This window comes from Desulfosediminicola ganghwensis, from assembly GCF_005116675.2.
Taxonomy (GTDB): Bacteria; Desulfobacterota; Desulfobulbia; order Desulfobulbales; family Desulfocapsaceae; genus Desulfopila; species Desulfopila ganghwensis.
Genome location: NZ_CP050699.1, coordinates 1,237,675 through 1,263,464 on the forward strand (window position 1 = coordinate 1,237,675; position 25,790 = coordinate 1,263,464).

Annotated in this window: 23 protein-coding genes, 1 tRNA gene and 1 riboswitch; of the genes, 18 read left to right on the plus strand and 6 right to left on the minus strand. The window is 44.5% G+C overall.

Features of this window, described 5'->3' with window-relative positions:
• The first annotated feature begins 168 nt into the window (after window positions 1–168).
• Together FCL45_RS05275 and FCL45_RS05280 are read left to right on the plus strand one after the other, a co-directional pair.
• A complete protein-coding gene (locus FCL45_RS05275) occupies window positions 169–792 on the plus strand; it encodes an HAD family hydrolase (protein WP_167495939.1) in 624 nt (207 codons plus the stop codon).
• A gap of 85 nt (window positions 793–877) precedes the next feature.
• Window positions 878–1,324, plus strand: a complete 447-nt coding sequence (locus FCL45_RS05280; RefSeq protein WP_136800000.1) for a CGGC domain-containing protein — start codon at window positions 878–880, stop codon at window positions 1,322–1,324.
• Between the two features lie 477 nt (window positions 1,325–1,801).
• Here the strand turns inward: FCL45_RS05280 and FCL45_RS05285 are convergent, their stop codons facing one another.
• A complete protein-coding gene (locus tag FCL45_RS05285) occupies window positions 1,802–2,707 on the minus strand; it encodes a LysR family transcriptional regulator (RefSeq protein ID WP_167495940.1) in 906 nt (301 codons plus the stop codon).
• A gap of 101 nt (window positions 2,708–2,808) precedes the next feature.
• Here FCL45_RS05285 and FCL45_RS05290 point away from each other — a divergent pair, with 101 nt between their 5' ends.
• Window positions 2,809–3,150: a DUF4405 domain-containing protein gene (locus tag FCL45_RS05290; RefSeq protein WP_136800002.1), complete on the plus strand. Its 342-nt coding sequence runs from the start codon at window positions 2,809–2,811 to the stop codon at window positions 3,148–3,150.
• A 1,344-nt stretch (window positions 3,151–4,494) separates the two neighbouring features.
• On the opposite strand, the gene FCL45_RS05295 is transcribed toward FCL45_RS05290, so the two are convergent.
• Window positions 4,495–5,091: an HD-GYP domain-containing protein gene (locus FCL45_RS05295; protein WP_167495941.1), complete on the minus strand. Its 597-nt coding sequence runs from the start codon at window positions 5,089–5,091 to the stop codon at window positions 4,495–4,497.
• Window positions 5,092–5,339: 248 nt separating this feature from the next.
• On the opposite strand from FCL45_RS05295, the gene FCL45_RS05300 reads away from it, so the two are divergent.
• The gene (locus tag FCL45_RS05300) at window positions 5,340–6,794 is read left to right on the plus strand and encodes an IS4 family transposase (RefSeq protein ID WP_217907577.1); all 1,455 of its coding nucleotides are present in this window, start codon (window positions 5,340–5,342) and stop codon (window positions 6,792–6,794) included.
• Window position 6,795: 1 nt separating this feature from the next.
• Here FCL45_RS05300 and FCL45_RS05305 read toward each other — a convergent pair whose 3' ends face one another.
• Entirely contained in the window at window positions 6,796–7,149 is a 354-nt protein-coding gene (locus tag FCL45_RS05305; protein ID WP_136798473.1) for a hypothetical protein, read from the minus strand.
• Window positions 7,150–7,593: 444 nt separating this feature from the next.
• Here FCL45_RS05305 and FCL45_RS05310 point away from each other — a divergent pair, with 444 nt between their 5' ends.
• The 7 genes from FCL45_RS05310 (at window position 7,594) to FCL45_RS05340 (ending at window position 11,998) form a co-directional block, all read left to right on the plus strand.
• Entirely contained in the window at window positions 7,594–8,298 is a 705-nt protein-coding gene (locus FCL45_RS05310) for a hypothetical protein (protein ID WP_136798472.1), read from the plus strand.
• A 593-nt stretch (window positions 8,299–8,891) separates the two neighbouring features.
• The gene (locus tag FCL45_RS05315) at window positions 8,892–9,131 is read left to right on the plus strand and encodes a hypothetical protein (protein ID WP_136798471.1); all 240 of its coding nucleotides are present in this window, start codon (window positions 8,892–8,894) and stop codon (window positions 9,129–9,131) included.
• A gap of 214 nt (window positions 9,132–9,345) precedes the next feature.
• Window positions 9,346–9,660, plus strand: a complete 315-nt coding sequence (locus tag FCL45_RS05320) for a hypothetical protein (RefSeq protein ID WP_136798470.1) — start codon at window positions 9,346–9,348, stop codon at window positions 9,658–9,660.
• Window positions 9,661–9,820: 160 nt separating this feature from the next.
• Entirely contained in the window at window positions 9,821–10,087 is a 267-nt protein-coding gene (locus FCL45_RS05325; protein WP_136798469.1) for a DUF211 domain-containing protein, read from the plus strand.
• A gap of 80 nt (window positions 10,088–10,167) precedes the next feature.
• Window positions 10,168–10,752, plus strand: a complete 585-nt coding sequence (locus tag FCL45_RS05330; protein ID WP_228721443.1) for a VIT1/CCC1 transporter family protein — start codon at window positions 10,168–10,170, stop codon at window positions 10,750–10,752.
• A gap of 165 nt (window positions 10,753–10,917) precedes the next feature.
• Window positions 10,918–11,307 carry a hypothetical protein gene (locus FCL45_RS05335; protein WP_136798467.1) on the plus strand — a complete coding sequence of 130 codons (390 nt, stop codon included), beginning with the start codon at window positions 10,918–10,920 and terminating at the stop codon, window positions 11,305–11,307.
• A 184-nt stretch (window positions 11,308–11,491) separates the two neighbouring features.
• The gene (locus tag FCL45_RS05340) at window positions 11,492–11,998 is read left to right on the plus strand and encodes a hypothetical protein (protein WP_136798466.1); all 507 of its coding nucleotides are present in this window, start codon (window positions 11,492–11,494) and stop codon (window positions 11,996–11,998) included.
• A gap of 204 nt (window positions 11,999–12,202) precedes the next feature.
• Here FCL45_RS05340 and FCL45_RS05345 read toward each other — a convergent pair whose 3' ends face one another.
• A complete protein-coding gene (locus tag FCL45_RS05345; RefSeq protein ID WP_136798465.1) occupies window positions 12,203–14,392 on the minus strand; it encodes an acetyl-CoA hydrolase/transferase C-terminal domain-containing protein in 2,190 nt (729 codons plus the stop codon).
• Between the two features lie 740 nt (window positions 14,393–15,132).
• Between FCL45_RS05345 and FCL45_RS05350 the strand changes: the two genes are divergently transcribed.
• Together FCL45_RS05350 and FCL45_RS05355 are read left to right on the plus strand one after the other, a co-directional pair.
• Window positions 15,133–15,852 carry an enoyl-CoA hydratase/isomerase family protein gene (locus FCL45_RS05350; protein WP_136798464.1) on the plus strand — a complete coding sequence of 240 codons (720 nt, stop codon included), beginning with the start codon at window positions 15,133–15,135 and terminating at the stop codon, window positions 15,850–15,852.
• A 689-nt stretch (window positions 15,853–16,541) separates the two neighbouring features.
• A complete protein-coding gene (locus FCL45_RS05355; RefSeq protein ID WP_136798463.1) occupies window positions 16,542–17,375 on the plus strand; it encodes an epoxyqueuosine reductase in 834 nt (277 codons plus the stop codon).
• A 106-nt stretch (window positions 17,376–17,481) separates the two neighbouring features.
• On the opposite strand, the gene FCL45_RS05360 is transcribed toward FCL45_RS05355, so the two are convergent.
• On the minus strand, window positions 17,482–18,264 hold the full coding sequence (locus FCL45_RS05360) for a sugar phosphate isomerase/epimerase family protein (protein WP_217907675.1): 783 nt from the start codon (window positions 18,262–18,264) through the stop codon (window positions 17,482–17,484).
• A gap of 479 nt (window positions 18,265–18,743) precedes the next feature.
• Between FCL45_RS05360 and FCL45_RS05365 the strand changes: the two genes are divergently transcribed.
• The 5 genes from FCL45_RS05365 (at window position 18,744) to FCL45_RS05385 (ending at window position 24,675) form a co-directional block, all read left to right on the plus strand.
• A complete protein-coding gene (locus tag FCL45_RS05365) occupies window positions 18,744–19,319 on the plus strand; it encodes a TetR/AcrR family transcriptional regulator (RefSeq protein WP_167495820.1) in 576 nt (191 codons plus the stop codon).
• A 142-nt stretch (window positions 19,320–19,461) separates the two neighbouring features.
• A complete protein-coding gene (locus tag FCL45_RS05370; RefSeq protein WP_136798460.1) occupies window positions 19,462–21,231 on the plus strand; it encodes an acyl-CoA dehydrogenase family protein in 1,770 nt (589 codons plus the stop codon).
• Window positions 21,232–21,518: 287 nt separating this feature from the next.
• Window positions 21,519–21,633, plus strand: a riboswitch (TPP riboswitch).
• A gap of 55 nt (window positions 21,634–21,688) precedes the next feature.
• Window positions 21,689–23,017 (plus strand): phosphomethylpyrimidine synthase ThiC, encoded by a 1,329-nt coding sequence (thiC, locus tag FCL45_RS05375; RefSeq protein WP_136798459.1) that lies wholly within the window; start codon window positions 21,689–21,691, stop codon window positions 23,015–23,017.
• A 372-nt stretch (window positions 23,018–23,389) separates the two neighbouring features.
• A tRNA-Asn gene (locus tag FCL45_RS05380) sits at window positions 23,390–23,465 on the plus strand.
• A 394-nt stretch (window positions 23,466–23,859) separates the two neighbouring features.
• The gene (locus tag FCL45_RS05385) at window positions 23,860–24,675 is read left to right on the plus strand and encodes a crotonase/enoyl-CoA hydratase family protein (protein ID WP_136798458.1); all 816 of its coding nucleotides are present in this window, start codon (window positions 23,860–23,862) and stop codon (window positions 24,673–24,675) included.
• Between the two features lie 319 nt (window positions 24,676–24,994).
• On the opposite strand, the gene FCL45_RS05390 is transcribed toward FCL45_RS05385, so the two are convergent.
• Window positions 24,995–25,567: an OsmC family protein gene (locus tag FCL45_RS05390; RefSeq protein ID WP_136798457.1), complete on the minus strand. Its 573-nt coding sequence runs from the start codon at window positions 25,565–25,567 to the stop codon at window positions 24,995–24,997.
• Between the last annotated feature and the right edge of the window lie 223 nt (window positions 25,568–25,790).

Here is a 25,790-nt window from a genome sequence, read left to right on the forward strand (position 1 = left end):
AAATGGACTGAGGGCAAATAGAGCAGGGTAAAGAACAAGTGGAATCGAAATAGGCGGCTAGGAAAGTAGATTTTTGGAACCCTCCTGAAATCGGTTGAGGGAATCTTCGGGATTTTGAACTGCATTTTTCTACAGGCTCGTTGTGCTACCAAAAACATGAAACACATAATGTTCGATATAGATGGTACTTTGTTGGAATCAACTGAAATTGATTCCATTTGTTTTGAAGCGGCTGTTGTGTCAGTAACAAAAATACCCATCAGAAAAGATTGGCATTCTTATCACAATATTACTGATTCTGGAATATTAAACGAGTATTTCAAAGATAATAACATTCAAAATCAAGAAAATACAAAACTAAGAATTAAAGAGAAATTCATTTCAAACCTCAAGCAAGCACTATCTGTAAATTCAATTACGGAAGTTCCAGGGGCGAAAATATTACTAAGAAATTTGCTATGTAAAAACAACATTTCTCTCTCTATTGCAACTGGCGGGTGGCTAGATAGTGCAGTTTTAAAATTAAATTCAGCCGGAATATCAATAGAAGAGATACCTATAGCTACTTCCGATGATCATTACAAGCGCATCAAGATAATGCAAATTGCTAAATCTAGATCAGTCGGTAATGTGAATTGTGCTTGTACGTATTTTGGAGATGGTGTTTGGGATAAAATGGCTAGTCAAGAACTAAAATACAAATTCATAGCTGTTGGCAATAAGGTAAATCATTCTGTAAAAGTTGATAATTTTTTAAACTTACAAGAAATATATAGGCTACTAAATATATAATAATTGCACAACAAAGCGTTAGAGAGGGACGCGCAAAAGGCGCGCACCCCACAACTTCACGTTATCGACTTAAAGGAATGATCTAATGGCACGCATAGGCATATTAACTTGTTCAAATTGCACTCAAGATGCGAATTGCGCTTCTGTTGTATGTTTAAGAGACCTGCGTAAGCGAAAAGGTCTATTTGAACAATATAAAGAAGATGAAAGATTAGACCTGATCGGCATAATTAATTGCGCTGGTTGTCCAACTAATGCTGCAACTGAAAAAATTCTTAAAAGAACAAAAGCACTTACTGAATATAGACTGAACGCATTACATTTTTCATACTGCATGACAGCTTTATGTCCTTTTCTGAAAAAATATGAAGCTGTAATCCAAGCTCAAAACCCAGATTTAAAAATTGTCCATGGTACGCATCGTCCAGGAGACAATAATCTATTCAAAAGACAAATTAAAGAAATGGTATGTCCTCAAATCATCATTCCTCAAGATATGAATGATGTAATAACTGGCCGTTTTAAAATATAATATTTCTATAACAAGGCGTTACCTTTAGGCGAATAAAGTCAAGCATCAGTGCATAGCTGTTCGCCTACTTCTCCCATATTTTTCTTCAGATCCGGTTACTCCAGTTCCCAACCGGCAACGTTACCATGCTTCGGTCCTGGCCCAATGAGGGGGCGGGACATCCATACTTCATCGACCATGTTGTGAACTCCCGGCCCCAGTGACGTGTGTAGAGATGATGATTTCCCATAAGGAATCACAAACGAGTTGCGGTCATCTGTGAATCAATTGAGGGCAGACCACGGATATTGAGAAACAACCTTTGATGACCAAGATTGTTTTACTCCTGTTTCTTTCCCTTCGAATCAAGAAGAGCCCTGGATTCAAAGGGAAGAGCGGTGTCTGGTCTTGAATTTGGGTGTTACGTCTGTTGGCAAAATAGTATCTGCGACCACCGGATAATTAAAATCCAATACCCTGACCACGCTCATGCAGGATTTATTTCTCCGGGAGTGAATCAACTACTTTCATTATCTCCTTTCTCAGCCATTTATGGGGTTCATCATACTGATAGGACTGATGCCAAATCATATTCATTTTTCCCGGCGAAAATTGAAATGGTAGTGGAGAATATGCAAAATCCCTCATCTCGGTGAGTCTCATCAGAGATGGCAGAGTTGCAAGCATGCCTGTTCCTCTCAAATAGCATGCAACACTAGAAAAATTTGGAGCAGTAATTTCAACTTTGCGACATAGTCCCTGGCTAACTAAAAAATCATCTAATCCTCCCTTAAAATTCTGGAGAAAAGAAAGCCCTATGTGTCCAGAGTCTAGGTAATCCTGTATATCTCCAGGGGCATCCCGCATAGATGGATCATAATAAACGACTGTGGTCATGTTGAAGAGAGGCCTTTGCATTATGTCGGCTGAGTTGGGGCTAAATCCGACAATGGCTAGATCGCACTTCTTCTCACGTAATAGTTCAACCGTGGGTATTTGAGGCGAAATAACTTTAAGGGTGAAACGCTTAAGTTTCCCTTTAACCTGTGCATAGAAACGGGGCATGAGTAAACTGCTCTGGAAATCGTTGGCAGCGATAACGAGATCCATTTCACATTCAGCGGGCGAAAAGGTGGGTGTTTGAACAAGCCCTTTCAGGTCACCGAGAACTCTCTCAACTTTTTCCGCCATCTGTGCAGCATACGCTGTCGGGGATATGGTTCTTCCAGCCCGTATAAAAAGGGGATCTCCCACAATCTCACGTAGTTTCTCCACAGTATGACTCACGGCAGACTGAGTAATACCAAGTTTATCAGCTGCGCCAGTGATAGTACCGACTTCCATTACAGTGAGAAATACACGCAGGCTTTTTCCATCAAGAGACAACCAATCGATTTTATTCATGAGTAACATGAAAACACATCTATTGGTTAGATGCAACAGGTCGTGCATAATATGATCACAACAACACGGCATCGATAATTCAAAATAGAGGGAATACCAAAATGCTGCGACAATTTGTATCAATCACACTTGTAATATCATTTATTGCGCTTGGCCTTTCAGGAATACTGATGATCATCCTGAACAGCTTTACCTTTCAACTGCAGATGCACCCTGTGCATAAAATATTCGGGGTCATCATGGTTCTCGCAGGTTGTCTTCACGTATACCTGAATTTAGCGCCCATCAAGAACTACCTGAAAAACAAGAAAACACTTGTTCTCGGTGTGACCCTGTCATTTGTTCTCATCTTCCTTTGTATCATTGGTTTAAACAAACCGATGGATACTACAAGCGTTGAAAAGATTGAACAGTTGATGTTGCAGATGGGGTCCAGGCAGTAAGTCGGGCTTGGTTTGCACCATCGTGCCCCTGCCCATTAACAATGATTGGAATTCAAGTATAAGATATTATATTGAAAAGAAATTTGTGTAAAGTTGCTGTTGAGTATCTGGAAGATTCAAAAGGGAACACCGTTGAAGCCACTGCTGTCTCATAAATAATAATGCGATTACGAATGCATAAGACCTGACTCCACCTTCAACTACCACATTTTCTTTATTGGATAACTTTTGCCCACCCAACCTTAAAATTACCCTTATTCATTTAACACCACAAAATAATTAACGATACAAGATCGTAATGTTACGATAATGCGGCTCACTGCGACTATGTGGCACGAGATTTGTGTATTATGAATCTGACGGTTGTGAATTACCTCACCCCCAAAAAAGCTGAACTGATATGTGGGGAGAGAGTTTTGGTGAGTGGGCTTACAACATTTGTGGCTCCGGACCAGCGTTTGGACATGGACCTTGGTTTTCCCTTTGTTATTCTGGGTGAGCATTGTTTTCGCTATTTATGCAATTGCAAAATCGTTACTTGTTTGGCAAACAGGAGTCGGCAGGAAGATAGTGCCCTGGAGCTATTGAGGAAGCGATTTACTTCTGGTGACACCAGCGAAAAAGAATTTACCGGTCAAAAAGCCGATCTCAGTATACGGTGACACCAGCGTTCCGATTAAAGAGTTGCAGGTAAAGCTCGCTTCCTTGCCGAACTGGGCAAATCGCCGATATTTAATTCAAATTATACCACCGCTACTTGACGAAAGCATACTGCTTTGGTAGCTTAGAAATAGTGCCACAATGTGGCACTATTTCGGTCGGCGGTCTTATCCCTTAACTGCCCAAGTTAATCACTTCCGCTGCCTCCCCCTGCTGGTATCCTGGCAGGGGGATTTCTTTTGGGTATGGTATGATTTTTACCAGTTCCTGGGGCGGTTGAGAAGAATAAGCCCGTAAAAGGCTCCTGGCTACTTGTAGCCTGTCATTTTAGCAGTAGCTAAATACTCAGATGTTTGCAGTGGTAATATAAGACCGCGAGAGCTGTCTCCAGAAATTGGATATCGACGAATCTGCAATTTAGCTTTCACGTCTGATGAATACTTTATTTTCAAAACAAAAGCACAAGCTATCATTTTGGCCTGATTTGTGCGTGATCTAATCATATGCGCTATCCTGGGGTATGGCGGTCCCGGACGACTTTCTTGAATTTAGCGCAAGTCACCACTGTTCTAAAACTGGAATGACCGCTGTTTCAGTGAATCGTGGGCGATTTCAGCAGGGGCCTGCATGCACAGGAAGCACCTCAAGCTAGAGGGGAAGACTAGACGGCTTATCTTTGTCCTGTCAAGGAACCAAGTTAATTTGCAGTGAGCTGAAAATACCCAGCAGCGCAGGGTCGAAATGGTTACCGGCATCCAGTTCCAATACACGAATGGCTTCCTCGGTATGTGTGGCTTTGCGATAAGGTCGGTCTGTTGTCAAGGCGTCAAAGGCGTCAGCAATTGCGATGATCCTCGCCTGTAGTGGGATCTGTTCTCCAGCCAGGCCATCCGGATAGCCGCTGCCGTCAAACCATTCGTGATGATGAAGCACTCCTGGAACCACCTCTTGCATCTCGTCGACATATTGAAGAATATTTGCCCCAATCCGGGGATGGTTATTCATTACCCGTTTTTCTTCTGCTGTCAGTTTTCCACCCTTTTTCAGGATGTTGTCATCAATGCCTATCTTCCCTATATCATGCAAGGTGGCAGCAAGGCACAGAGTCTGTTTTTCCTCTGCCGTCAGATCAAGAGAGTCTGCCAAGAGGAGCGAATATTTCTGCACACGCCTGGTATGGCCTCCGGTGTATGGATCACGGCTGTTGATTGCTTCTGCCAACGCTTCTGCTGTGTGTAGAAAAGTCGAATGCAGTCGAGCATGCAGGCTGGCGTTCTCCATTGATACAGCTGCCTGACTGCCTATACAGCAAAATATTTCAAGTTCTATTTGGGAAAAACTTTCGCTTCTCCCGGCAACTCCCAATAATCCATATGTCTCGCCCTGTACTTCGAGAGGAGCAAAAAGCATCTCAAGTAATTGAGGACAGTCCCGAATGGCGCTAGTTTAAGCGTGTTTTATAGGTGAAAAGCAACTGAATATATTGGCAAAAATTGGTATAATTTGCTATGCGAAACCAACACCAAATCATGCCAATGTTGCCCGGTTTTCACCTTCCCAAACGAGGTAGAAAACCTCATAGCCAACAACAAAAATTTGCTCGAAAAATCACTTCCCTCAGACAGAACTCTTTTAAACAGATAGGAGAGATTTTTGGGCAATTCATTCCCACGAAATTGCTCAAACAGGATCCTTCGGGAAAGATGAGCAGACGACGTTTGTTTACCAAGGAAAACACTTTTTGGTCCTTCTTAGGCCAAGTCCTTGATGCAGACGGTGGATGTAGAGAAGCTGTAAAAAAGTTGCAATCATATGCATCTAACCACGGCCTTCGGCTTCCATCATCATCTACCGCTTCATATTGCTGTGCACGTAAGAAATTAGATGAAAATCTGCTTGTTGAGGTGTTTCAACATACTGCTAAATGGTCCGGAGCACGACGTGCATCTCATTCATTAAATGATCGCCAGGTAATTGTTGTTGATGGGACAGGTGTTACAATGGCGGATACAGCAGAAAATCAAGAGCTTTGGCCACAGTCATCGAACCAGAAACCAGGATGCGGCTTCCCCTCAGCACGAATATGCGCATACTTTTCATTGCAAACCGGAACAATGCTCAGCTATGCCATCGGTAATAAAAAGAGTAACGAACTTCCATTGTTCCGTAAGCAGTGGTCCACCTTTGAGGCTGGTGATATCTTTCTTGGTGATAAAGGTTTTTGTAGTTACTTCGATTTAGCCGAGCTGAAAAAACGCTGTGTTGATAGTGTGATAACACTTGCTCGTAGAAAACCAGTCGGTAGGAAAAACTGCATTAAAGAATTCGCTCCTGATGATCTACTGATTGAATGGAAAAAACCAGTATACAGGGAAATGGTGTCGTATTCGCGGAAAACCTGGGAGGACCTTCCCGACAAACTCGTTATGAGACAAATCAAAGTAAAGGTGACTCAATCAGGGTTTAGAACAAAAGAATTTCATATTGTTACCACGCTAATCGATCAAGATCAGTACCTGAAAGACGAAATTGCAGCGTTATACCTTAAGCGTTGGGATGTCGAACTTTTCTTTCGTGATATCAAGACAACGATGGGATTTGATATCCTCCGGTGCCAATCGCCTGAAATGATAAAGAAAGAAATTTTAATGTACTTCATAGCGTACAACTGCATCCGGCGCATAATGTTACAAGCGACACAGCTGGTAGACATTGATATCCGGTCTATCAGTTTCAAAGGAAGTCTACAGGCTATTAGAAGTTGGGAACCACGGTTGGGGTCCTCTAGGTTGAGCACAAATGAAAGACAAAACATGCTCTCAGATTTATCCTTTGTCGTGGCTCGTTGCAAAGTTTTCGACAGGCCTGGACGAAGCGATCCGCGGTGTCTTAAGCGAAGACCAAAACCTTATCAGTTACTCAACAAACCTAGAAGTGAAATGGTCGAAATACAGCATCGGAGCAGATATGAAAAAAAGGCTTAAACTAGCGCCATTCAGGACAGTCCCGCTGTAATAACTGCTTGCCCGGTTTGGTGATGAGTTCTTCAAGGATGATAACGCTTCCTTTGTGGACTATGCAGTGATCAAATGGTTGAATATTGTCGATTCTTGTCAGCAGTAGCTCTTCATGGTCAAATCCGATGTAATTATGTACAGATAATGACTGTTTATGTTCATCCAGCAACAGGATGAGTACCTTGGGTGACCCCATAAGTTGGGATGTTTTTCGCAGAAGCATTTCCTCTACACGGGAGATGTCCAGAGTTGAATTGATGGCTTTCGATAGATCATGCAACGTTCGTATGGACTGAGTGACTATTTTGTTGTCGGCATTCATCTGCTTTCCCCATCCTGGGTCTTGATCAAATAGAGATCTTGATCTTGGCTGCCTGATGCGATGAACCTGAGCAGTGCTCCATACTCCTGTGCAAAATTTTACCAAACTATCATGAAATTTCGCAGCAGGAACATGCTCTCTTGAAAGCTTATTAGAGAAAAACACCAAAACAGAACTCTACTGATTGATTTGATGAAAAGAATTGACGAATAAGCAATAGAGCCAGAAAATTTGGGTACACTAAAGTTAAGCTCTTGCCTTTATGGTGGTAGCGAGACAAAGCTCTCGAGTACCATGAAGCTGTAAGGAATTGTTGAATTCTAACTATATATTCTCCAGTTAGGTAGGTAGTGGGCATCCTGAAACTATCATGATTATGTTTTGTCTCAATGTACTACTTCGCCTAGTGGTACGGATAGGGGTAAACCTAAAAAGGAGGGTGTCGTGAATAAAAATAATTCCAGCTTCGCATATTCAATTTTTTACTTAGCTTTTTGTATTATTTTCGTACCATTTTTAGCTCAGGCTCGAGATTTTCACAAATCTCCGCGGGATTTTCTGTTCGGCAATCATCTTGACACACACCAAGAGACCAGATTAACACTTGCCAGGGATGGCTCCCCAGAAAGCCTGTCAGGGTTATTGTATATCATTTTCACTGAAGAGATCGACACCGTTTCAGGACTGCCAATAGCCAGGCATCCAAGAGGTGCTGCTCAAGGTGAAGATTGTAATGAGGATGCAATTGATTGCGTAGTAGGGTGGCAGATTGATGGTCTGCCGGCAGTTGCTAAATTTCTTTTTTCCACAGGCATAAACGGTGAAGATCATCCTGTGTGGCTGGTAAACCGCGCCGATATTGTCCAGCCGGGCAGTTTTACCCACTTTCACTGGATAGGTCAGGATAGTACTGATCCAGGAAGCGTTACTGTCCCAAACGAATGTGATGCAGATACCGCAAGAGAGTTAGAGGACTCGGCTGAAGATAAATATTGTCCAGGCTGGTTTTTGGAGATCAAGGCATTGCGTGAATTCGTTTTTGATCATGGAGGTGAGAAGGTAGTCGTAAGACCTGGTATTGACAACACCACCCATCTGAACCTGGTGACGAATTATGATGAAGTACCGGGTATAACCCGTTCTCGATAATCAAAGAGAGGACAGGTAAAGATAACAAGGATTCTCGCAAAGAACATGCTAGATTTTCCTAACAAAAAATGTTTCCAGTAGCTATCTTTAATTTATTAGATGGCGGCAAATTGTAGATAGCTACTGTGCATCACCGATCCCGAAGCTTTGGGTCGGTGATCGATCTCAAGCATCCTGGTCACCTGAGGAGCATCAGGAAACATATTTACTTCCCTCATTGGCCAATAACCTTAGATTGGCGAAAAACATCTCCATACCCGCTTGCATGGTTGTGTCGTGCTATATTGCAGCGGCCCTGACAATTAAAGTTCTCATTTATTCAGAGGCATTGTACTTATGGCCCCTCACCAAGGATTTGCCGAGATAACCTTAGATACGAGTTGACATCCTATGCCCATTGTCGTTCGCATTCCGTTTTTAAACTACATTGATTGGCGAGAAGCTACTTGGATTCAGTTGCAATCTTTCTGTATAACATGTGTTTTGAGATGTCATACAGATCTATACAATTATTTGTTAAATCTGAATAAAATGAAAACACATGTCATTCTGCTAATAATTCTGCTCATTTCAACACCCTGTTTTCAAAAGAAATGAAAGAATATAATTTTGTAATGTCATTAGATGATGAATTCATTGTCAGAGAAACCGATGATCTAAATGTTGATGTGCAAAAAGAACTAACCTTAAAATTTGCAGATGTAAAAATTACTCCAAAACAAGATAATAGTTTTAGCATGATATTGTACTTTAAGTGCGACACTAAAGATCTTGCTCAATTTGATTCTTTGTCAAAAATCAAAAAATCAGTTAAGCGATCGTCTGAAAAATAGGCTCCTCGACGTTTTGAGTGGAAAACCGCAAAAACAGTGACATGGCGTCGCGTCATAGCCCAAAAATCTCGAATACAGCCAGTTACCAGCACAAAGCAAAAATCTTCTTCCAGGCTGGCTAGAACATTCGAGCGTAAGTTAGTAAATTCGCAAAACCCCGTGCCCTCGCATGTTTTGCTCTCTCAATCAACCCTCTTGCCAGATTGAGAAGGGATTGATTGAGGGAGTAAAACATGCCTTAATCCACAGGAAATGTCGAAGAACCGAAAAATATTTGCCATATGTTTTTGAAAAAGAAATTAAATTGATAGACGTTAACTGGAAAGGGCAATATGGCAGTTATTGCATCCTTACTGACTCTGCGCTGGCGAACGCTAAATCAATACCACCAAATCAATTCAAATATCTTACAAGAGGAATGGTGCGCCTTTCAGAAGACTCAGCTCTTGGTTTTAGTTTAATGACTAACGAAATTAATACTGAGAAATATCAGGAAATGTTGTCTCATATAAAAAGCTGGATAAAATAATATATTGATTTAACAAACCGTTTCAAGAGGCGCGCGCCCCTGAACTCATCGTTCGATCGCATAAAAAAAAAATAGGTGCAGAAAATAGAAATTAAAAATAAGCAGTGAGATATTAAAAAGGCGTAAAATCTAATAGATCAAAACCTTTTGAGAATCACTCATGACAAAAACACTCAGAATAGTACTTGATGTACTAAAACCACATCAACCAAATGCTTTGGAATTTTCTTCTGCTCTTGCTGATCTGGGGGAAGATTATAGAGTGAAATTAACAGTCACTGAGGTGGATAAAAAAACGGAAAGCACAATTGTAACTATTGAAGGCGCTGATATAAATTTTGAGAATATTAAAAATGCTATCGAAAAAATGGGGGCATCTGTTCATAGTATTGATGAAGTAGAAGTGTGTGGAACTAAGTCAACATAACTTTCTCATTAGTCTTCTACATGGCCTTTGATAGCGCGAATGTCGTATCTAATTAAGTTATTCTGTGTCGTTCACATCACATGATCTTTAATAAAAAACAACTGCTACTGCATGTCCTTCGTGCCAGAAGTATTGCACGGCGCTATTTATTTACCAATGGTTTTGACGGTTCATTAACCATGCTGGGCATGGTGACTGGTTTCTATGTAGCTGAGATGAAAGACCTGTCGGTGGCAATCAGTGCTTGCCTGGGCGCAACAGTTGCTCTGTTTATAAGCGGATTAAGTAGCGCCTACTTGAGTGAGAAAGCAGAGCGTGAAAAAGAATTACGTGAGCTGGAACAGGCCTTGTTGGTCAACCTGAAAGAGAGTGACTACGGGCATGCAAGCCGATATCTACCAATACTTGTGGCTCTGGTTAATGGACTCGCACCATTGGTGCTATCTCTGGTGATACTCTTACCTTTATTTTTTGCAGAACAACTCCGTTCGCTTCCTTCATCACCTTTTTTAAACTCTATTTTTGTAGCACTGATATGTATCTTTTCTCTTGGGGTATTTATAGGTAAAATCAGTAAACAATTTTGGTTATGGTCCGGGTTGAGGACATTGATAACCGCCATAGTAACGGTGATAATTATTCTTCTTTTTGGCCTCTCTATTTGAAATTACCAAAAAATTATCAGATCTATTGAATTCATAGAAAGCGAGGAAGCAAACGACAAAATCTGGATGAGTACAATAAGTGCAACAGACCAGGAGGCGCGCAGTTGATTCCCGTAATAGTTTGGTGGCTAGCGGGTGATGGAAACGTTATAGATAAAGACGACCATGAGCTTTACTGTAGATCTGATACTAACTGATGTACCCAGAGATAACGGGACTGCGTGGAGATACATAGAGGCACTCCGGGACGAGTATTACGAAGACAAGTCTGGTGCTCACGAAAAGCTTAAAAAGTTGCATGCAGTGCTTATCCAAAAGTATCCCTGTTTATGTAGCTACGCCGATGATGACCCGGAGATGGATAATAGCCCTTGGGCAGATGGTCCAATCATGGATAACTTCGCAAGTAAAATGGGAATGCTCGCCATTGTTTACTCTAGAGCCAACGAGGTTTTTCCGTTGATCTTAGAAAAGGCATTGGCACTGGATATCATCGTTGCAGATGGTCAGAGCGAGAAAATATACCGGCCTGGTGAAGAGCAAGAACCAAATTAAAAGCCTTGGTGAAAATTTTGGTAGTTACCTATAACAAAACAATTACAATAAGGTAGGCAAACGCGTCCCACTTTTTGTCTTCGCAAAAACTGCGCCCCATTTGTCTGCTAGTGAATTGAGCGCTAGCAAAATTGAAAATTCAATCTGTCTTTATATGTAAAATCAGAAATGATAGAGGGGAGAAATGAAAAAACTCAGCTCGAAGGGTCAAAAGTGGTTGAAGTGTTTACACATATACTCTGGAACTGTTTGGGTTGGATGTGCAACCACTTTGGCTATTATGCAGTTTTTCGTGAATCCATCGACCGGACCTGAGCTCTATGGAATTGTCGCAACTCTAGATTTCATCGATCTATTTATTCTGGTGCCAGGAGCAATTGGAACTTTTGTAACTGCGTTGGTTTATTCAATCTGGACACACTGGGGTTGGTTTAAACATAACTGGATTACAGTGAAGTGGATTATTTGCATTTTTGGGCTGGTATTTGGAACATTTGCATTGGGGCCTTGGACCAGTGAAATGGCTGTGATAGCAAAAGAGAGGGGCCTTGATGCATTAGCTGACACCCAATATTTATCAAATAAACAAAACTCAATGATATTTGGTACCATCCAGGCTTTGACAGTAATATTTGCTGTTTTTATTTCAACACTAAAACCCTGGAAAAAAAAAGGTATTACCCAAAATTAATTTGCTACTACTACTAAGGCAAGAGTGGAGTCAGGTCTTGAAGTTGGGTGTTGCGTCTGTTGGCAAAATAGTATCTGCGTTCATCGGACAGGCAAAATTTGAGACCTGAGTTTAGGCATTTATTCGGGATTGCAACACGAATAAATGCCGAAACACGGTGACAAATTTGTCCCCAGTTACCCCCGAAAAGGTTGGAGTTCAATACTATGCGAGTGTATTGTCTTCTGAACCTATTTGGCCGTTGGCCCTTATGGCTGAAAGCACAACTTTTTGGAGTATCATCTCTTTTCCCAGCCCAGGCTTATCGAGCTGCATTCTTTTCAGATATGATTTCGCCAGCTTGGGGACCGGCTTGAAGATTTCTGCAATAAGACATTTTGCAACAGCAGTTTTTTTCTTTGCCGCCAGTTGTTTCAGTGATCCACCAATGGCTATCTCTTCATCGGTCAGGTCTGTTCCAAATGGAAATGGCGCAAAGTGACCTTCATCCCTGAAGGGTTTGAGCAACGATTCAATTTTTTCTGGATAATTCTGTTTATACTCGGGTGCCAGCTCAAAGTCTGCCGCCAGTTTGCCATTAAGTTTTGCTTCCCTGATCAGCTCATCCTGAAAACGTGAATCTGTGATCTTCAGCATCTCCTCAATAGTTTGTGAATCAGATTTCCCCCTGATATCGGCAATACCATATTCAGTGACAATGATATCTCTGAGATGCTGCGGTATCGAGGTATGTCCATAGGAGTAGACTATATTCGATTTAACCTTTTTCCTGCACATTCTGGTACTTCGTATCATCATGACCAATCTGCCATCTGGAAGGGCATGGGCCATGGAAACAAAATTATACTGACCGCCTATACCGCTGACCACGCGTCCGCACTCCAGGCTATCTGAGGTTATGGCCCCAAAAACATTTGCCATCATGCCGGTGTTGACAAAGCGGCCATCTTTTCTCTGCAGGGTACGGAGTTCTTCGTCGCCATAGAGTTGATTTACTTTTTCCACGCCAGACATGCCAAACTGCATCCGCTCTTCTTCACTCATGGAGTTAAGCGCCTCATAGAAGGCACGGGGGCCGATAAAGAATGCTCCAAGGATGACCTTTCCGTGCCTGAGCCGTTTGCCAAGTAGGGCTTTTATGGCTTTGAGGTTTTCCTGACGGTTAAAATCTGCCTGGATACTGATGTCATGACCAACAATAGAACCATTTGCGAATTCCACTCCCTCTTTCAAGATCCCGTATTCGGATAGCATGGTAAAATCTTTTTCGGTCAGGGAAGGGGAGATACCTTCAATTTCTATCAACAGTTCAATAATGTTGTCTGGTATTTTATCAGCAGCGAGTTTACCGGAGTTTATCAATTTCATAAGGGGTATGCTGTCATACACCTTTCGCTTTAACACCCCACTTCTATAGAGTTGGTAGAAGGCGTCCACCAGCATCTCAGATGACCCGTAAAGCCCTTGTCTAAAGGTACCGGTCCCACCGATGTTTTTGATCAGTTCCGGGTATTTCTCCGTTATTCCGGTGGATTTTAACACCTGGTTGTATTCTTTATTTTCATTCTGGCGCATACTCAAACCTGCGGCTATTGCATCACCAAGTGCGCCTATCCCAACCTGCAGGGTTCCACCATCTTTAATGAGCGTGCTGACATGGAGACCAATGGCGTGATCTCTGAGGCTTACTGAATCTTTCGGTGGTCCAAATAACGGGTAGTTAAATTCCGGGCCCTGGAGCAGTATGTCATATTGCTCCCCATCAACAATTGCATCACCGTACATAAAGGGTAATTGTGTGTTCACTTCGCCGATGATAGCAACCTTCTTGCCCGCTTCTCTCTGCTTGCGAAGTTCCTTTATAGCCTCAATGCAAATATCGGTATTACAGCTCATGGAGTAGAGCAGTTTCCCGTTAATTTCCCGGCTGGTAATAAGCTGGCCAAACACATTGCAGCCAAAATCGATAGCATCACGAATTACATGGGTATAGTTAGAACTCAGGTGGTTTCTTTGTGCTGCCGGAGTATTGAGGTAACCACCTGCTTTGCTGAAAAATTCAAATATTTCAACATTATCGGGGAGGAGTCCTGATCGGAAATCCTTCATGTAATCAAATTCAGGAGTCCCCTCAAATATTCGGTCTACAAGAGGGGATAAAAATCTTTTCTCGATCTCACCTTTCACTTGTGGGCGTTCCAAAGCAAGGGCGGTGACTATGTTCAGCTTTATTGAAGGGTCTTCTTTGGCTCTTCTGTAGAGTTCGTTGATAAATAGAATTGGTTTACCAAGGGCCAGAGTCATGGCGAAACTGATCTCTTTCCCCACAAAGTTGATTACATCGTCAACACTTTGCTCGACATCACTACAAATCACTCCGGTTTTTCCATTCATCACACCCTCCTGCCATTGATGGTATTGCTAGGTGAGTCAGATAGCACCGGGCGACCATTCATATCCCGGCACTGAGTTCTTTTTTCGCAAGCCAGTCACAAGGGGACAAGCGCCCTCTCATCTCTCCGGTTGATCGGGGGGAAAAGATTCTCTCAAGAGAGATTTCCTGTCTTTGTGAAAGGTGAAGTTGAAGCTATGAAACGTAGCCGACTGAGAGTGATTCTGGAGAAGCAGAACACCGCGGGCATTGGTAGATGTAGGTTGGTTTGGTTTGATGAGTTTCATAATGAGCCCTTTATTTCTGAGTACGATCATCTTGAAAATCGAACTCAGCAATATTAGCCGAAGCTTTGCCCTTACACAATGTTTATGTTTACGTAATAGTTAAATAAAGGAGGTGGTTGAATAGTTCGCTCGCCAAAGCCTCCCGGTCGCAAACAAGCTGGCAAAGTACAGTTGGATTTTGATCACCCATTAAGCGGGTCCTGGAATTATTTTGATTGGGATTTTTTTGGCTTTTCATTAATTATCCATAATAACGGTTTGTTGAGATGCTTAATTCATCAATTCATCTTTGGATTCGGACAAGAGAGTTACCTTCAATTTCCCAGTCCAGGATTTAATAACCCTTCTGGTTATAGTATGTTGGCGAGTACAAAAAGCGTGGTTCATCCAATTTGATTATGGTAATGTTTTGCTATTACTAATACGTAAACGTTAACAAGGCTAAAGGGGGACAGATGGAAATCGTTCAATGGGAAAGGCAGGGACACGTTGCTGTGATCACCATGTGTAATGGAGCAAATCGACAGAATTTGGCATTTGCAGAGCGGATGAGCCAATGTTTTGATCAAATATTGGATGAACAATCGATTCAAGCCATAGTACTGACATCTTCTGATGAAAAGAACTTTTCCCAGGGGATTGATGTGGAATGGCTGATGCAGAAATTTGCCGCAAAGGACTACGATACAATAAAAACCTTCATGTATGCGATGAACACAGTTTTCACACGTCTTCTTCTTATGCCGCTGCCTGTTGTTGCGGCCATTAATGGTCATGCCTATGGCAATGGGGCTATTATCTCCTGCGCCTGTGATTTCAGGTTCATGAGAAACGATAAAGGCTTCTTCTGTTTCCCGGAGGTGGATGTAAATATTCCGTTTCTGCCCGGTATGATTGCCTTTGTGAAGAAAGCTATCCCGGAGGCTCTTTTTAATGAAATGCTGCTAACAGGAAAGCGGGTTACGGCAAAAGAACTCGAACTGCACAACGTGATAATCAGCTCCAGCGAAAATCAGGATGAACTTTTAACACAAGCGATGAACTTTGCCGGGACTTTTAACAAACAGCGACCCATATTTGGTGAGTTGAAAAAACGCAAACATAAAGAGGTGGTTCGTGTCATCGAAGAAGAGGATCCGGAATTCATCGAACCACTGAACTTAATGATGAAATAGCCCTGTCCTGAGCGCCTTTTCGGGAAAGACCTCAATTTCTCAAAAGGTAAACATTCTGAGTATCAGGACTAGAGCGTGTATGGCTCAGAATGTGTTGCGGGAATACTCCTGCAACACATTCAAGATCCAATGCATAACCCTCAGCAGTAAAAAAGGGAGGCTTACTCTGCTCCCTCTTCGTTACTCCTTGTGTTAACAGAATTCAAACTACACGGCATGCTCTGTTATCATGTCAGGAGGGTGAGTATTGCAATTGTCTGGGATGCCATTTCTCTTGCTGTAACCGCTTCTGGACATGTGCCCGGTACTGGCTACTGCTCCAGTATCTTAATGCATTGCCATCACATGCTTTTTACCTTGAAGCGCACCTTTCTGTTCTTGGTAACAAAGATAGCTCATAAACAACTCAGTTCTGTTTCCAAATATGTACATCCTTAACTCCAGCGATAACCATGTGTTATTGAAATCAGACGATGATATGGTATAAATCCGTAAATTGAATAGCCGATATGCGAGCTGATGGAAAAGCTTATAGATAACAGCATAATCCGCCGAGCCTGTTTAAGTGCAATGCCGGTTGATCTTTTTTTTAGTAAAAAAAATACGAATCTCATGAGTTACGAAGTTTCCGGTGGAATGCCCCTTCGTGCTGTATAAATTGATCATGGAAGATAAGGAGGGGAATATCGATGGCCCGAAAAAATAGCTTTTGCCATACCGGAGGATTGGCTGGACTCATAACAGACAAGGCCAAAGCCTGCGGGGCCGATTTAGCGGGTATTGTAAATCTCGAAGAACTGAGACGTTCACCTTCTTATACAATAATTCCCAGGATTGGTTACTTCGGTGATGGCGATAAGGAAAACCAAAGAACGATTGTGCGGGATTCGGTGCAATGGCCGGAAGCAGCAAGATCAGCAATAGTGATAGCTATATATCATCCTGCTGAGAAACCTGAATTGGACTGGTGGGTTAGCAAAAACGGTTCCGTTGGAAATACTGAAGGGAATAGACTGCTCATCCGGGCAATGTCAAGTTTGGTGGAATGGCTTGAAACCGAGCAGCACATCGATTGCTTCAAAGTTCCCTATAATGTCGAACGTGGCGGTGTATTTATGAAAGATGCGGCTGTGTTGTGCGGGTTGGGTTGTATTGGGAAAAATAATATGCTGATCACGCCAGAGTATGGTCCCAGAGTAAGGTTGCGGGTCATCCTGTCGGCAGAAGACATACCCTCCACCGGTGGTCTGGACTTTGATCACTGCGGGGAGTGCAGCATGCCGTGTCGCAAGGCATGTCCCCAGGGAGCATTTTCGCAACAGGTTTACTTTTCAGATACCTTGGGTGTTGAATCGCTACCCGGCAGAAGTGGTGTATACGATAGAATATGCTGCAATTTGCAAATGGTTGAAAATGAGTCAAAAGCAGAATCGACAGGCGCTGATGAGCATGCAAACGGCGCAATGGAGCTGGTTCAATACTGTCGTAAATGCGAGCTGATTTGCCCGGTCGGTTCTGCCTGAATACTACCTGCGGAAAGGATTCAGGCCAGAACGACTACAGATGCATCTTTTCCGTCTTCGCGGCAACACTGCTTACCGATGAGTGGATTCGGGGCATGGGTTGCCGCTACCGGTTTTCGAGCATCGCTTTGATTTGCTCACGGCTATCAACAAGCATGTTGCGATTGGCATCGAACACTTCGAGAGTGAGGGTGTCGTCGTATCCGACGCCCTGCAGGCTCCGCACCAATTCATCAAAATTGACAGATCCTTCTCCAATAGCCAGGTGGTCGTCCCGTCTGCCGTGATTGTCACTGAAATGAAGATGGCCGATGCGGGCGCCATGCAGTTGAACGAATTTTTGCAGACGACTTTTCTGGTGGTCATGGATATTGGCGTGTCCGGTATCCAGCGTTAGTTTGACAGAAGGGAATAGCCTGAAGATTTCTTCAAAGTCTTCAGGTTCCACGCCCAGCAGGTTACGTGAAAACATGTTTTCGAGACAGATAGATATCTTCAAGTGCTGGCTGACGGTGACCATTTCGGACAAAAAATCAAAGAAATGCCCTTTGACTGTTTCCAGAATGAAGGAGCCCATGCCAATAACCATGCTGGGATGAAGGACAACCTTCTTCACGCCCATTTCGGCCGCAACGTCGAGGGAACGGAGCATTTCTGTAAATGATGCCTGACGGAGGCTTGCTGTGAGGTCGGCAGTTGTCACGAAGGTGGGCAGGTGACAGACTAATCCCAGCCCGGAATCTTTCAGAGCCCGGGAGATGGCTGCCTTGTTCGATGCCACGATACTGTGATGTGCCATGGGGGGATCCATGGCAAGCTCGAGATAGTCGAACCCCAACCGTGAAATTATCTCGATTTCTTCCAGTATCGGTCTGACTGGAAAATTCATGGCACCATATTGCATGTAACACCTCAGCTGAAAGTGAGAATGTCTCTGAAAGAATAGCACGCATAGAAGAATTTAATCCATCTGAGCGTTTAGTCCCAGCTATATATAGTAAAGCAAAGATGGCCTGTTAGAAAATCCGACTAGCTTCTTGCCACCCCAGGGTAAGATTTGTCAGGGGCAAGAGCAGTGCACAGGTTTTCAATCATCCATTGGATATCTCTCCCTATCTCTACGCAATAAAGTCTATAAAAGTGTAGACTGCTCGGCAGAGTGAACCTCCCCCCATTTTAACGGACACGTTGAATACGTATCATCTGCTCTGCAGGGGAGTGTTTCGGCCAACCATTCCTTCCTCCTTGTTGATGCAGGAAATGCCCGGCAATATCACTGGTCGGTTAATTCACTGTAATTGTTTTGATTAAAAATGCATTTGAGAAAATTCTTGCCATACATTTCAGGCTATGTTAACAGCTGTTAACATGATTGGAACAAAGCAAACAATTCTCCATGCGGCTTGCGACATTTATCTGCTTGAAGGCTATAAGGGCATGAGCATGCGCAAGGTCGCAGAGAAGGCGGCCATCTCGGCCACCGCCATCTATCGTCATTTCGAGAACAAGGAGGCCCTGCACCACCAGGTGTTGCGGGAAGGTTTCAGAACCTTCGATTCCTACCTGCAGCCGGCCCTGCTCGGCACAACCGGGATGGAACGTCTCGATCTCGCAGCCAGGCGTTTTTTCGCTTTTGCCACCGAGCAGCGGAAATATCATGAGATACTCTTTCTGACCATGGATCACACCGTCGAGCATAAGGTCAAAGGGGTACTGGCCAAAGACGCGACCGTAAGCCAGAAATTCATGGTGGAACGAATTCAGGAGTGCATGGCTGAGGGCAGCCTGCGCCGCGATGATCCGGAGGAGGTCGCCATGTTGCTGCTCTGCACCTGTAACGGCTTTTTCGCGCAGTATGTTTCAAAAAAGGTCGTTGATGTGCCGACGATAATGAAGGAAAAATATTGGCGGATGTATCAGCGCCTGCTGCATGGCTTGAAATAACAAGGATAAAGCGAAAATCGGTTCCATGCCGGAGCAGAGGCATGCTGATTTTTTTTTTAGCCCACAAAGTTAACGCTTGTTAACCAGTTTATATCAGCGGCTTGTTCATCAGTATCATCTATAACCTGAAGGAGGTATTGCCATGTTGCTCAATAGCGGGAATGCAAAAACCAACCAGGACTCAGCGCAGGATGAGAGTATCCAGGTAACCAGAAACCTGCTCCTGAACCCTAAAACTGTGTCCTACGAGCATCTTGACAGCGAATCCAGGCAACTGGTGCTGAAGACCATCGAGTTTTTTGAGACCAAGGGCAAGGAGCAGCTCAAGCACGACGATCACGAACGGGTCTGGTACGCCGACTTCCTCGAATTCTCGCATCGGGAGCAACTCTTTGCCACATTTCTTACTCCTGCCAAGTTCGGTGATGGAGCAAAACGTTGGGATACGTCCAGGAATTGCGCCATCAACGAGGTTTTGGGCTTTTACGGTTTGAGTTATTGGTACACCTGGCAGGTGACTATTCTTGGTCTTGGCCCCATCTGGATGAGTAACAACGAGGAGATTCAACATAAAACTGCGCGCCTCCTGGGAGAGGGTGAGATTTTTGCTTTCGGCCTCTCGGAAAAAGAGCATGGTGCAGATATCTACACCAGCGACGTCGGGCTTACCCCACAGTCTGATTCGGGCTGGCTGGCGAATGGTTCGAAATATTATATCGGCAACGCCAACGAGGCGGCCCTGGTTTCAACGTTCGGCAAGTTCAATGATTCCGGCGACTATGTCTTTTTCGCAGTCAACTCCCAGCACGAGAACTACGAACTCGTAAAAAATGTCATAAATTCGCAAAATTACGTCGCAGAATACAAGCTGAACGACTACCCCATCAGCGAGAATGACATTCTGGCCAGGGGGCGGGATGCCTGGGATATGGCGCTCAATACTGTCAACGTCGGCAAATTCAACCTCGGCTGGGCCTCAATAGGCATCTGTAGCCACGCCTTCCACGAGGCAATCAACCACGCTGCCAACCGCCATCTTTTCGACCATTACGTCACCGATTTCGTCCATGTTCAGCAGCTTTTTATTGATGCATATGCGCGGCTTACGGCCATGAAGCTTTTTGCTCTCAGGGCCATCGACTACATGCGCGTCGCAGGTACCGAGGACCGGCGCTATTTGCTCTTTACGCCAATGGTCAAGATGAAGGTGACGACCCAGGGCGAAGATGTCGTCAACGCACTGTGGGACGTTATTGCCGCCAAAGGTTTTGAAAAGGATATGTACTTTGAGATGGCTGCCAGAGATATCAGGGCGCTCCCTAAACTTGAGGGTACCGTTCATGTAAACATGGCGCTTATTATTAAATTCATGGCCAATTATTTTTTCAAGCCGGGCAGCTATAGCGAAACGCCGCGGCAAACTGCGCCGGTAAATGACGATTTTCTTTTCAGGCAGGGGGCGACCAAGGGCCTGGGCAAAACACGCTTTCACGATTATCGCACGATTTACAAAGAGTTCAACTCGCCCAACGTCAAAATTTTCAAAAAGCAAATCAGGCTGTTAAAGATCCTGCTGGTTGTCGGCAAGCCCAGCAAGCAACAGATCAAGGATTTTGATTTTCTGCTCAACCTCGGCGAACTGTTCACCCTCGTGGTGTATGGCCAGTTGATCCTCGAAAACGCCAAGTTGATGAAGATTGACCCGGCACTCATCGACCAGATTTTCGAGGTCATGATCCGGGACTTCTCGAAATTTGCCCTGCAACTCTATACCAAAGGCTCCACCAGCTTCATCCAGCAGAAGATCTGTACCAGGATGGTAAAACGCCCGGCAGTGAACCCGAAGCAGCTGCAGCACATCTGGGAAACGTATGTGTATAGCATGAAAGACCAGTACGAGATGAATCCATGATCTACGGCATAGCCTGATAAAGTGGGGGCAGGTTATCGCCCCACCTTTGTTTGAAGCAGGTGACGATAAAAGCTGGTGCCCGCGCCATTCGAGATCGGCCACGATTACAGTGGTCGATTATTTGTGGGAAAGAACTCTGATTGGACATTGGTTATTTTGTTTTGCAGGCCAGGTTCTTATCCACACCATCCTCAACGCTCTCCACAAAAGCTTGACCTGGCGAGGAGCGACTGGTAGTTTCCCGGGAAAATGTTCAATGCAACTGTCCATCAGAAAGAGTTGCATGCTTATTGACCTGGGGGAGTCTTCGGACTGAGAGTTTCGTTTTTCGTAGAATAACGAATCGACCCTTTGAACCTGATCCGGATAATACCGGCGGAGGGAACGGTCGAATCGTCCGCGGCATCCTGCCGCGCCCCGATCGAACCCTTCGATATCTTCACTATGGGGCACAACAATGTATAAAACACAGATGGAACTGGCGCGTGAAGGATACGTGACCGAGGACGTATCGATAGCAGCCGCAGAAGCCGGTCTCGACCCGGAAATACTTCGAGATCGAATCGCTGAAGGGACGGCAATAGTATGCCGGAACAACAGGCGAACGAGCGGAAAGCCGCTGGCGGTAGGGAAGGGAATCCGAACCAGGGTCAACGCTAATATCGGCACCAGTAAAGACGATACCTCCATTGAGAACGAACTTGCCAAGGCAAAAGCAGCAGTAGCCGCAGGTGCTGACGCTATAATGGACCTCTCCACCGGCGGACCGATCGATGAAATCCGGGCGGCAATCATTGCCGAAACCGATATCTGTATCGGTTCCGTTCCTCTTTACCAGGCAGCATGCGACACCGTTGTTCGAAAAGGAAAAGCCATCGTCGATATGAGTGTGGATGATATTTTTGACGGTATCAGGAAACATCTTGAGGACGGCGTCGATTTCATCACCGTTCATTGCGGTGTTACCCGGGCAACACTTGAGAAGATGGACAACGAGGGACGCATCATGGAGGTTGTCTCCCGCGGAGGCTCCTTTACCTGCGCCTGGATGCAGCACAATAATGCGGAAAATCCCCTGTATGAATACTTTGACCGCTTACTGGAATTGGTAAAGCCTTATGACGCAACTCTGTCGCTGGGTGACGGTTTCCGCCCGGGCTGTCTTGCCGATGCAACAGACAGGGCCCAGATCCATGAGCTGTTGACCCTTGGTGAGCTGACGCAGCGTGCCTGGGATGCCGGTATACAGGTGATGATCGAGGGACCTGGCCACGTGCCGCTTGACCAGATCAAGACCAACATCCAGTTACAGAAGAGACTCTGCCATGGTGCGCCGTTCTATGTTCTCGGTCCCCTGGTGACCGATGTCGCACCAGGCTACGATCACATAAGCTGTGCAATCGGCGGCGCTATAGCGGCAAGTGCCGGTGCGGATTTTCTCTGCTATGTAACCCCCAGCGAACATCTCTGTCTGCCGACCATAGAAGATGTGCATGAAGGTGTTATGGCAACCCGCCTAGCGGGTCACGCTGCTGATATTGTAAAAGGTATTCCCGGTGCGATGGAGTGGGACAACAAGATGTCACGGGCCAGAAAAAATCTGGACTGGGAAAAACAGTACGAACTCGCGCTTGATCCAGATCTGGCCAGAAAACGAAGAGGTGCAACAGCAGAGCTGGCAGAAGCCCATGGTGCGTGCACTATGTGTGGTGAATTTTGCGCGTATAAAATGATGGATCAAAGGAAAGAAGCAAGCAAGGCTACGGCCTGCAAGTCAGCTCAATAACAGCGGAAGTACTAGCTTTTTAATATCATTTTCGGGACAGAGCCGAATGGAGTTCCACTGTTCGGCTCCGACCTTGGCACCAAACAATAAAGCCGCAATCTGAACAGTCTGGGGATTGGGGTTTTTGTTGTTTTTATCAGTAACCAAAACGAATCGAGTTACAGGGCGCATTTTTTTCCTATTTCCTGCCTGAAGCCAGTATGTACAGCGGTTGTTGGGGGCTACTTTGCATGCTTTGGTGTGAGAAATTGAAAAGAGAGAGTGAAAAAACTTGCAGCCATAAAAAAAATGGTGTAATTTGCCCTCCCCTGTCTGGGGGTGCAACGTTTTTTCCAGGATAAATCCACGTATTAGTGGAGTTATTTCGACTAATCCTCGGTAGCTCAGTTGGTAGAGCAGGTGGCTGTTAACCACCTTGTCGGCGGTTCGAGTCCGTCCCGGGGAGCCAGTGTCCACTCAGCCCGATTCCGGAATCGGGGTGTTTTTCATATAGGCCAGAGGGGTTTCCCCTGGCCAGCATTGCCGAAAAGGCCGAACATCCAGAGGGTGTTCGGCCTTTTTTGCGTTCTATCTCAGTTCTGGTTGCTGCTTTGAGTCTGGACGTTAAAGCTGTCAAACCTTCTGTGCCTGTTTCTCCTTCACTGTTTCTTTTCAGAATGCCGAAGGGTGCCGCTGAACAATAATAGCTATATTACAGCTGATTGAGCCAAAAGTTTTATTTTTAGGTTCATTGACGTTTCGAGTGAAAATTACCAGAAAATACGGGCAAATGAATTCACATTTTGATAAATATATTACGTGAACGTAAACGGGATGTTTCTAATCAATACTAGTGAGCCGCCATGACCGATACCGACAGAGTACAGTTAGAAGTTCGTGATCACATAGCTTATGTGACCCTAAACAGACCGGATAAACATAACGGCCTGGATGAAGCGATGTTGAAAGCGATCATCAGTACCGCCCGGACGATTCGTAAGGACCGGTCGATTCGTTGCGTCATCCTGAAAGGTAATGGGCCTTCTTTTTGTGCAGGCCTCGACTTTGGGTATGTGGCGAAAAATCCACTTATGGTGCCGAAATTCTTTGCCAAGCTGCCATGGACGAAAGACAACGTATTCCAGCGCGTTGCCCATGTCTGGCGGGATATGCCAATTCCGGTTATCGCCGCTGTGCATGGCAACTGCTTCGGTGGAGGCATGCAGATCATTCTGGCCTGCGACTATCGTATTGCCACTCCGGAGGCCACACTTTCCATCCTCGAGATGAAGTGGGGGCTGATCCCCGACATGAGCGGCATGGTGACCTTGTCCCGCCTGACCAGGGTCGATATTGCCCAGGAACTGACCATGACCGGCCGTTTCTTCTCAGGAGTTGAAGGGGCGGAATATGGGCTGATCAGTAAGGTGAGTGATGAGCCGTTGGCTGAAGCGGAAGAACTTGCCCGGACAATCTGCGAAAAGAGCCCGGATGCGGTTGCAGCAAGTAAGTTCTTGCTCAAAAAGGCCTGGAAGAAGGACACCAGGATGGCGCTTTTGTGGGAACGGTTGACCCAGTTACGTCTCTTTATCGGCAAGAACCAGCGGATCGCTATGTATAACGGCATGAACAAGGAGAAGGGGCCGAAACCTTATATGATGAGAAAGAGTTTCAGATAGAAGAGAGGTGAGGAAGGGGGAGAGGTCATCTTGTTCATTAAATGTCAAACTCGTGAACTGGCTGGACACATCCTGGCAGCAAGGCTCGATTTTGCCTGATACCTCTTTTGTAGCAAGTCTCAATACTTTCAGGAAGTATCTTCAAAATCAGAATATGAATCTACACAACTGGGTGTGAATCATGTGTGTAGAGCGAAGATATTCATTGCAGACAGAGGTATGTTCAGTCTTGCGGTATCGCTTTAACTGTCAGATGCATTCAATAATGCAGTTTGACCGTATCCTAAGTCAGAGAGGATATAATCCTCTATCATGGGGTTCACATTTCAATCCAATTGCTATCCAGTTCCACGGATACCGCAATAGGCTTGGTAATACTATTATAAACTGGTGAATACTTCTGAGCCATCAGAAGCAGTTCCTCCTTTTTACTCTCTGAAACATCTGCATCAATTGAAAAAAACACACGAATATTTTTGTATCCAACAGGAACTTCCTCTGATATTCCAAGAAATCCGCGAAGGTCTAAATCTCCCTCAAATCTGGATTTCACGCCTTTGATTTTAACCCCCAATGCTGCGGAATGTGCTATCAGACTTGTCGTCAAGCAACCTGACAGGGCCGCAAGAAGATACTCAACTGGATTGGCACCCAAATTGTTTCCGCAAAGAACAGGTGGTTCATCTATTTCGAAAACTATAGGGTCTCGGGTATCATCTTCCTGACAGGCACCATAAAAACTCTTTATCGTCGCTCTATTATGAGTACCGTCGATCCATCGATTTGTTGCACAAAATTTAAACTGAGCAATTTCTGGTTTTTCTTTAATGAGCTCTATCGTACTGAATAACTGGTCTACATTGATTCCATTGATTTTCTTTTCCTGTTTCATCGTAATATCCTCCAATAAGATGGATATAAGTTGTCAGTATGTACTCCTGCATTCAAATTGAAAACCACAATTGCTCAACACAATAGACTTATATAAATTTTGCAAAATGATGAGCGATTTCAGGTGGAAACAACTTGTCAGGGAGGAGTGGCCGGAATCCTTGTAATTTCTCATCATGAAGTACAAAAGTTGCAAAGTAGGCATACACAGTTTTTATCAAGCA

Coding starts and splice junctions, on each gene's coding strand:
- FCL45_RS05275 (WP_167495939.1), top strand. CDS start 169: ATGTTCGATATAGATGGTACTTTGTTGGAATCAACTGAAATTGATTCC.
- FCL45_RS05280 (WP_136800000.1), top strand. CDS start 878: ATGGCACGCATAGGCATATTAACTTGTTCAAATTGCACTCAAGATGCG.
- FCL45_RS05285 (WP_167495940.1), bottom strand. CDS start 2,707: ATGAATAAAATCGATTGGTTGTCTCTTGATGGAAAAAGCCTGCGTGTA.
- FCL45_RS05290 (WP_136800002.1), top strand. CDS start 2,809: ATGCTGCGACAATTTGTATCAATCACACTTGTAATATCATTTATTGCG.
- FCL45_RS05295 (WP_167495941.1), bottom strand. CDS start 5,091: ATGGAGAACGCCAGCCTGCATGCTCGACTGCATTCGACTTTTCTACAC.
- FCL45_RS05300 (WP_217907577.1), top strand. CDS start 5,340: ATGCCAATGTTGCCCGGTTTTCACCTTCCCAAACGAGGTAGAAAACCT.
- FCL45_RS05305 (WP_136798473.1), bottom strand. CDS start 7,149: ATGAATGCCGACAACAAAATAGTCACTCAGTCCATACGAACGTTGCAT.
- FCL45_RS05315 (WP_136798471.1), top strand. CDS start 8,892: ATGAAAGAATATAATTTTGTAATGTCATTAGATGATGAATTCATTGTC.
- FCL45_RS05325 (WP_136798469.1), top strand. CDS start 9,821: ATGACAAAAACACTCAGAATAGTACTTGATGTACTAAAACCACATCAA.
- FCL45_RS05330 (WP_228721443.1), top strand. CDS start 10,168: ATGATCTTTAATAAAAAACAACTGCTACTGCATGTCCTTCGTGCCAGA.
- FCL45_RS05335 (WP_136798467.1), top strand. CDS start 10,918: ATGAGCTTTACTGTAGATCTGATACTAACTGATGTACCCAGAGATAAC.
- FCL45_RS05340 (WP_136798466.1), top strand. CDS start 11,492: ATGAAAAAACTCAGCTCGAAGGGTCAAAAGTGGTTGAAGTGTTTACAC.
- FCL45_RS05345 (WP_136798465.1), bottom strand. CDS start 14,392: ATGAATGGAAAAACCGGAGTGATTTGTAGTGATGTCGAGCAAAGTGTT.
- FCL45_RS05350 (WP_136798464.1), top strand. CDS start 15,133: ATGGAAATCGTTCAATGGGAAAGGCAGGGACACGTTGCTGTGATCACC.
- FCL45_RS05355 (WP_136798463.1), top strand. CDS start 16,542: ATGGCCCGAAAAAATAGCTTTTGCCATACCGGAGGATTGGCTGGACTC.
- FCL45_RS05360 (WP_217907675.1), bottom strand. CDS start 18,264: ATGAATTTTCCAGTCAGACCGATACTGGAAGAAATCGAGATAATTTCA.
- FCL45_RS05365 (WP_167495820.1), top strand. CDS start 18,744: ATGATTGGAACAAAGCAAACAATTCTCCATGCGGCTTGCGACATTTAT.
- FCL45_RS05370 (WP_136798460.1), top strand. CDS start 19,462: ATGTTGCTCAATAGCGGGAATGCAAAAACCAACCAGGACTCAGCGCAG.
- thiC (WP_136798459.1), top strand. CDS start 21,689: ATGTATAAAACACAGATGGAACTGGCGCGTGAAGGATACGTGACCGAG.
- FCL45_RS05385 (WP_136798458.1), top strand. CDS start 23,860: ATGACCGATACCGACAGAGTACAGTTAGAAGTTCGTGATCACATAGCT.
- FCL45_RS05390 (WP_136798457.1), bottom strand. CDS start 25,567: ATGAAACAGGAAAAGAAAATCAATGGAATCAATGTAGACCAGTTATTC.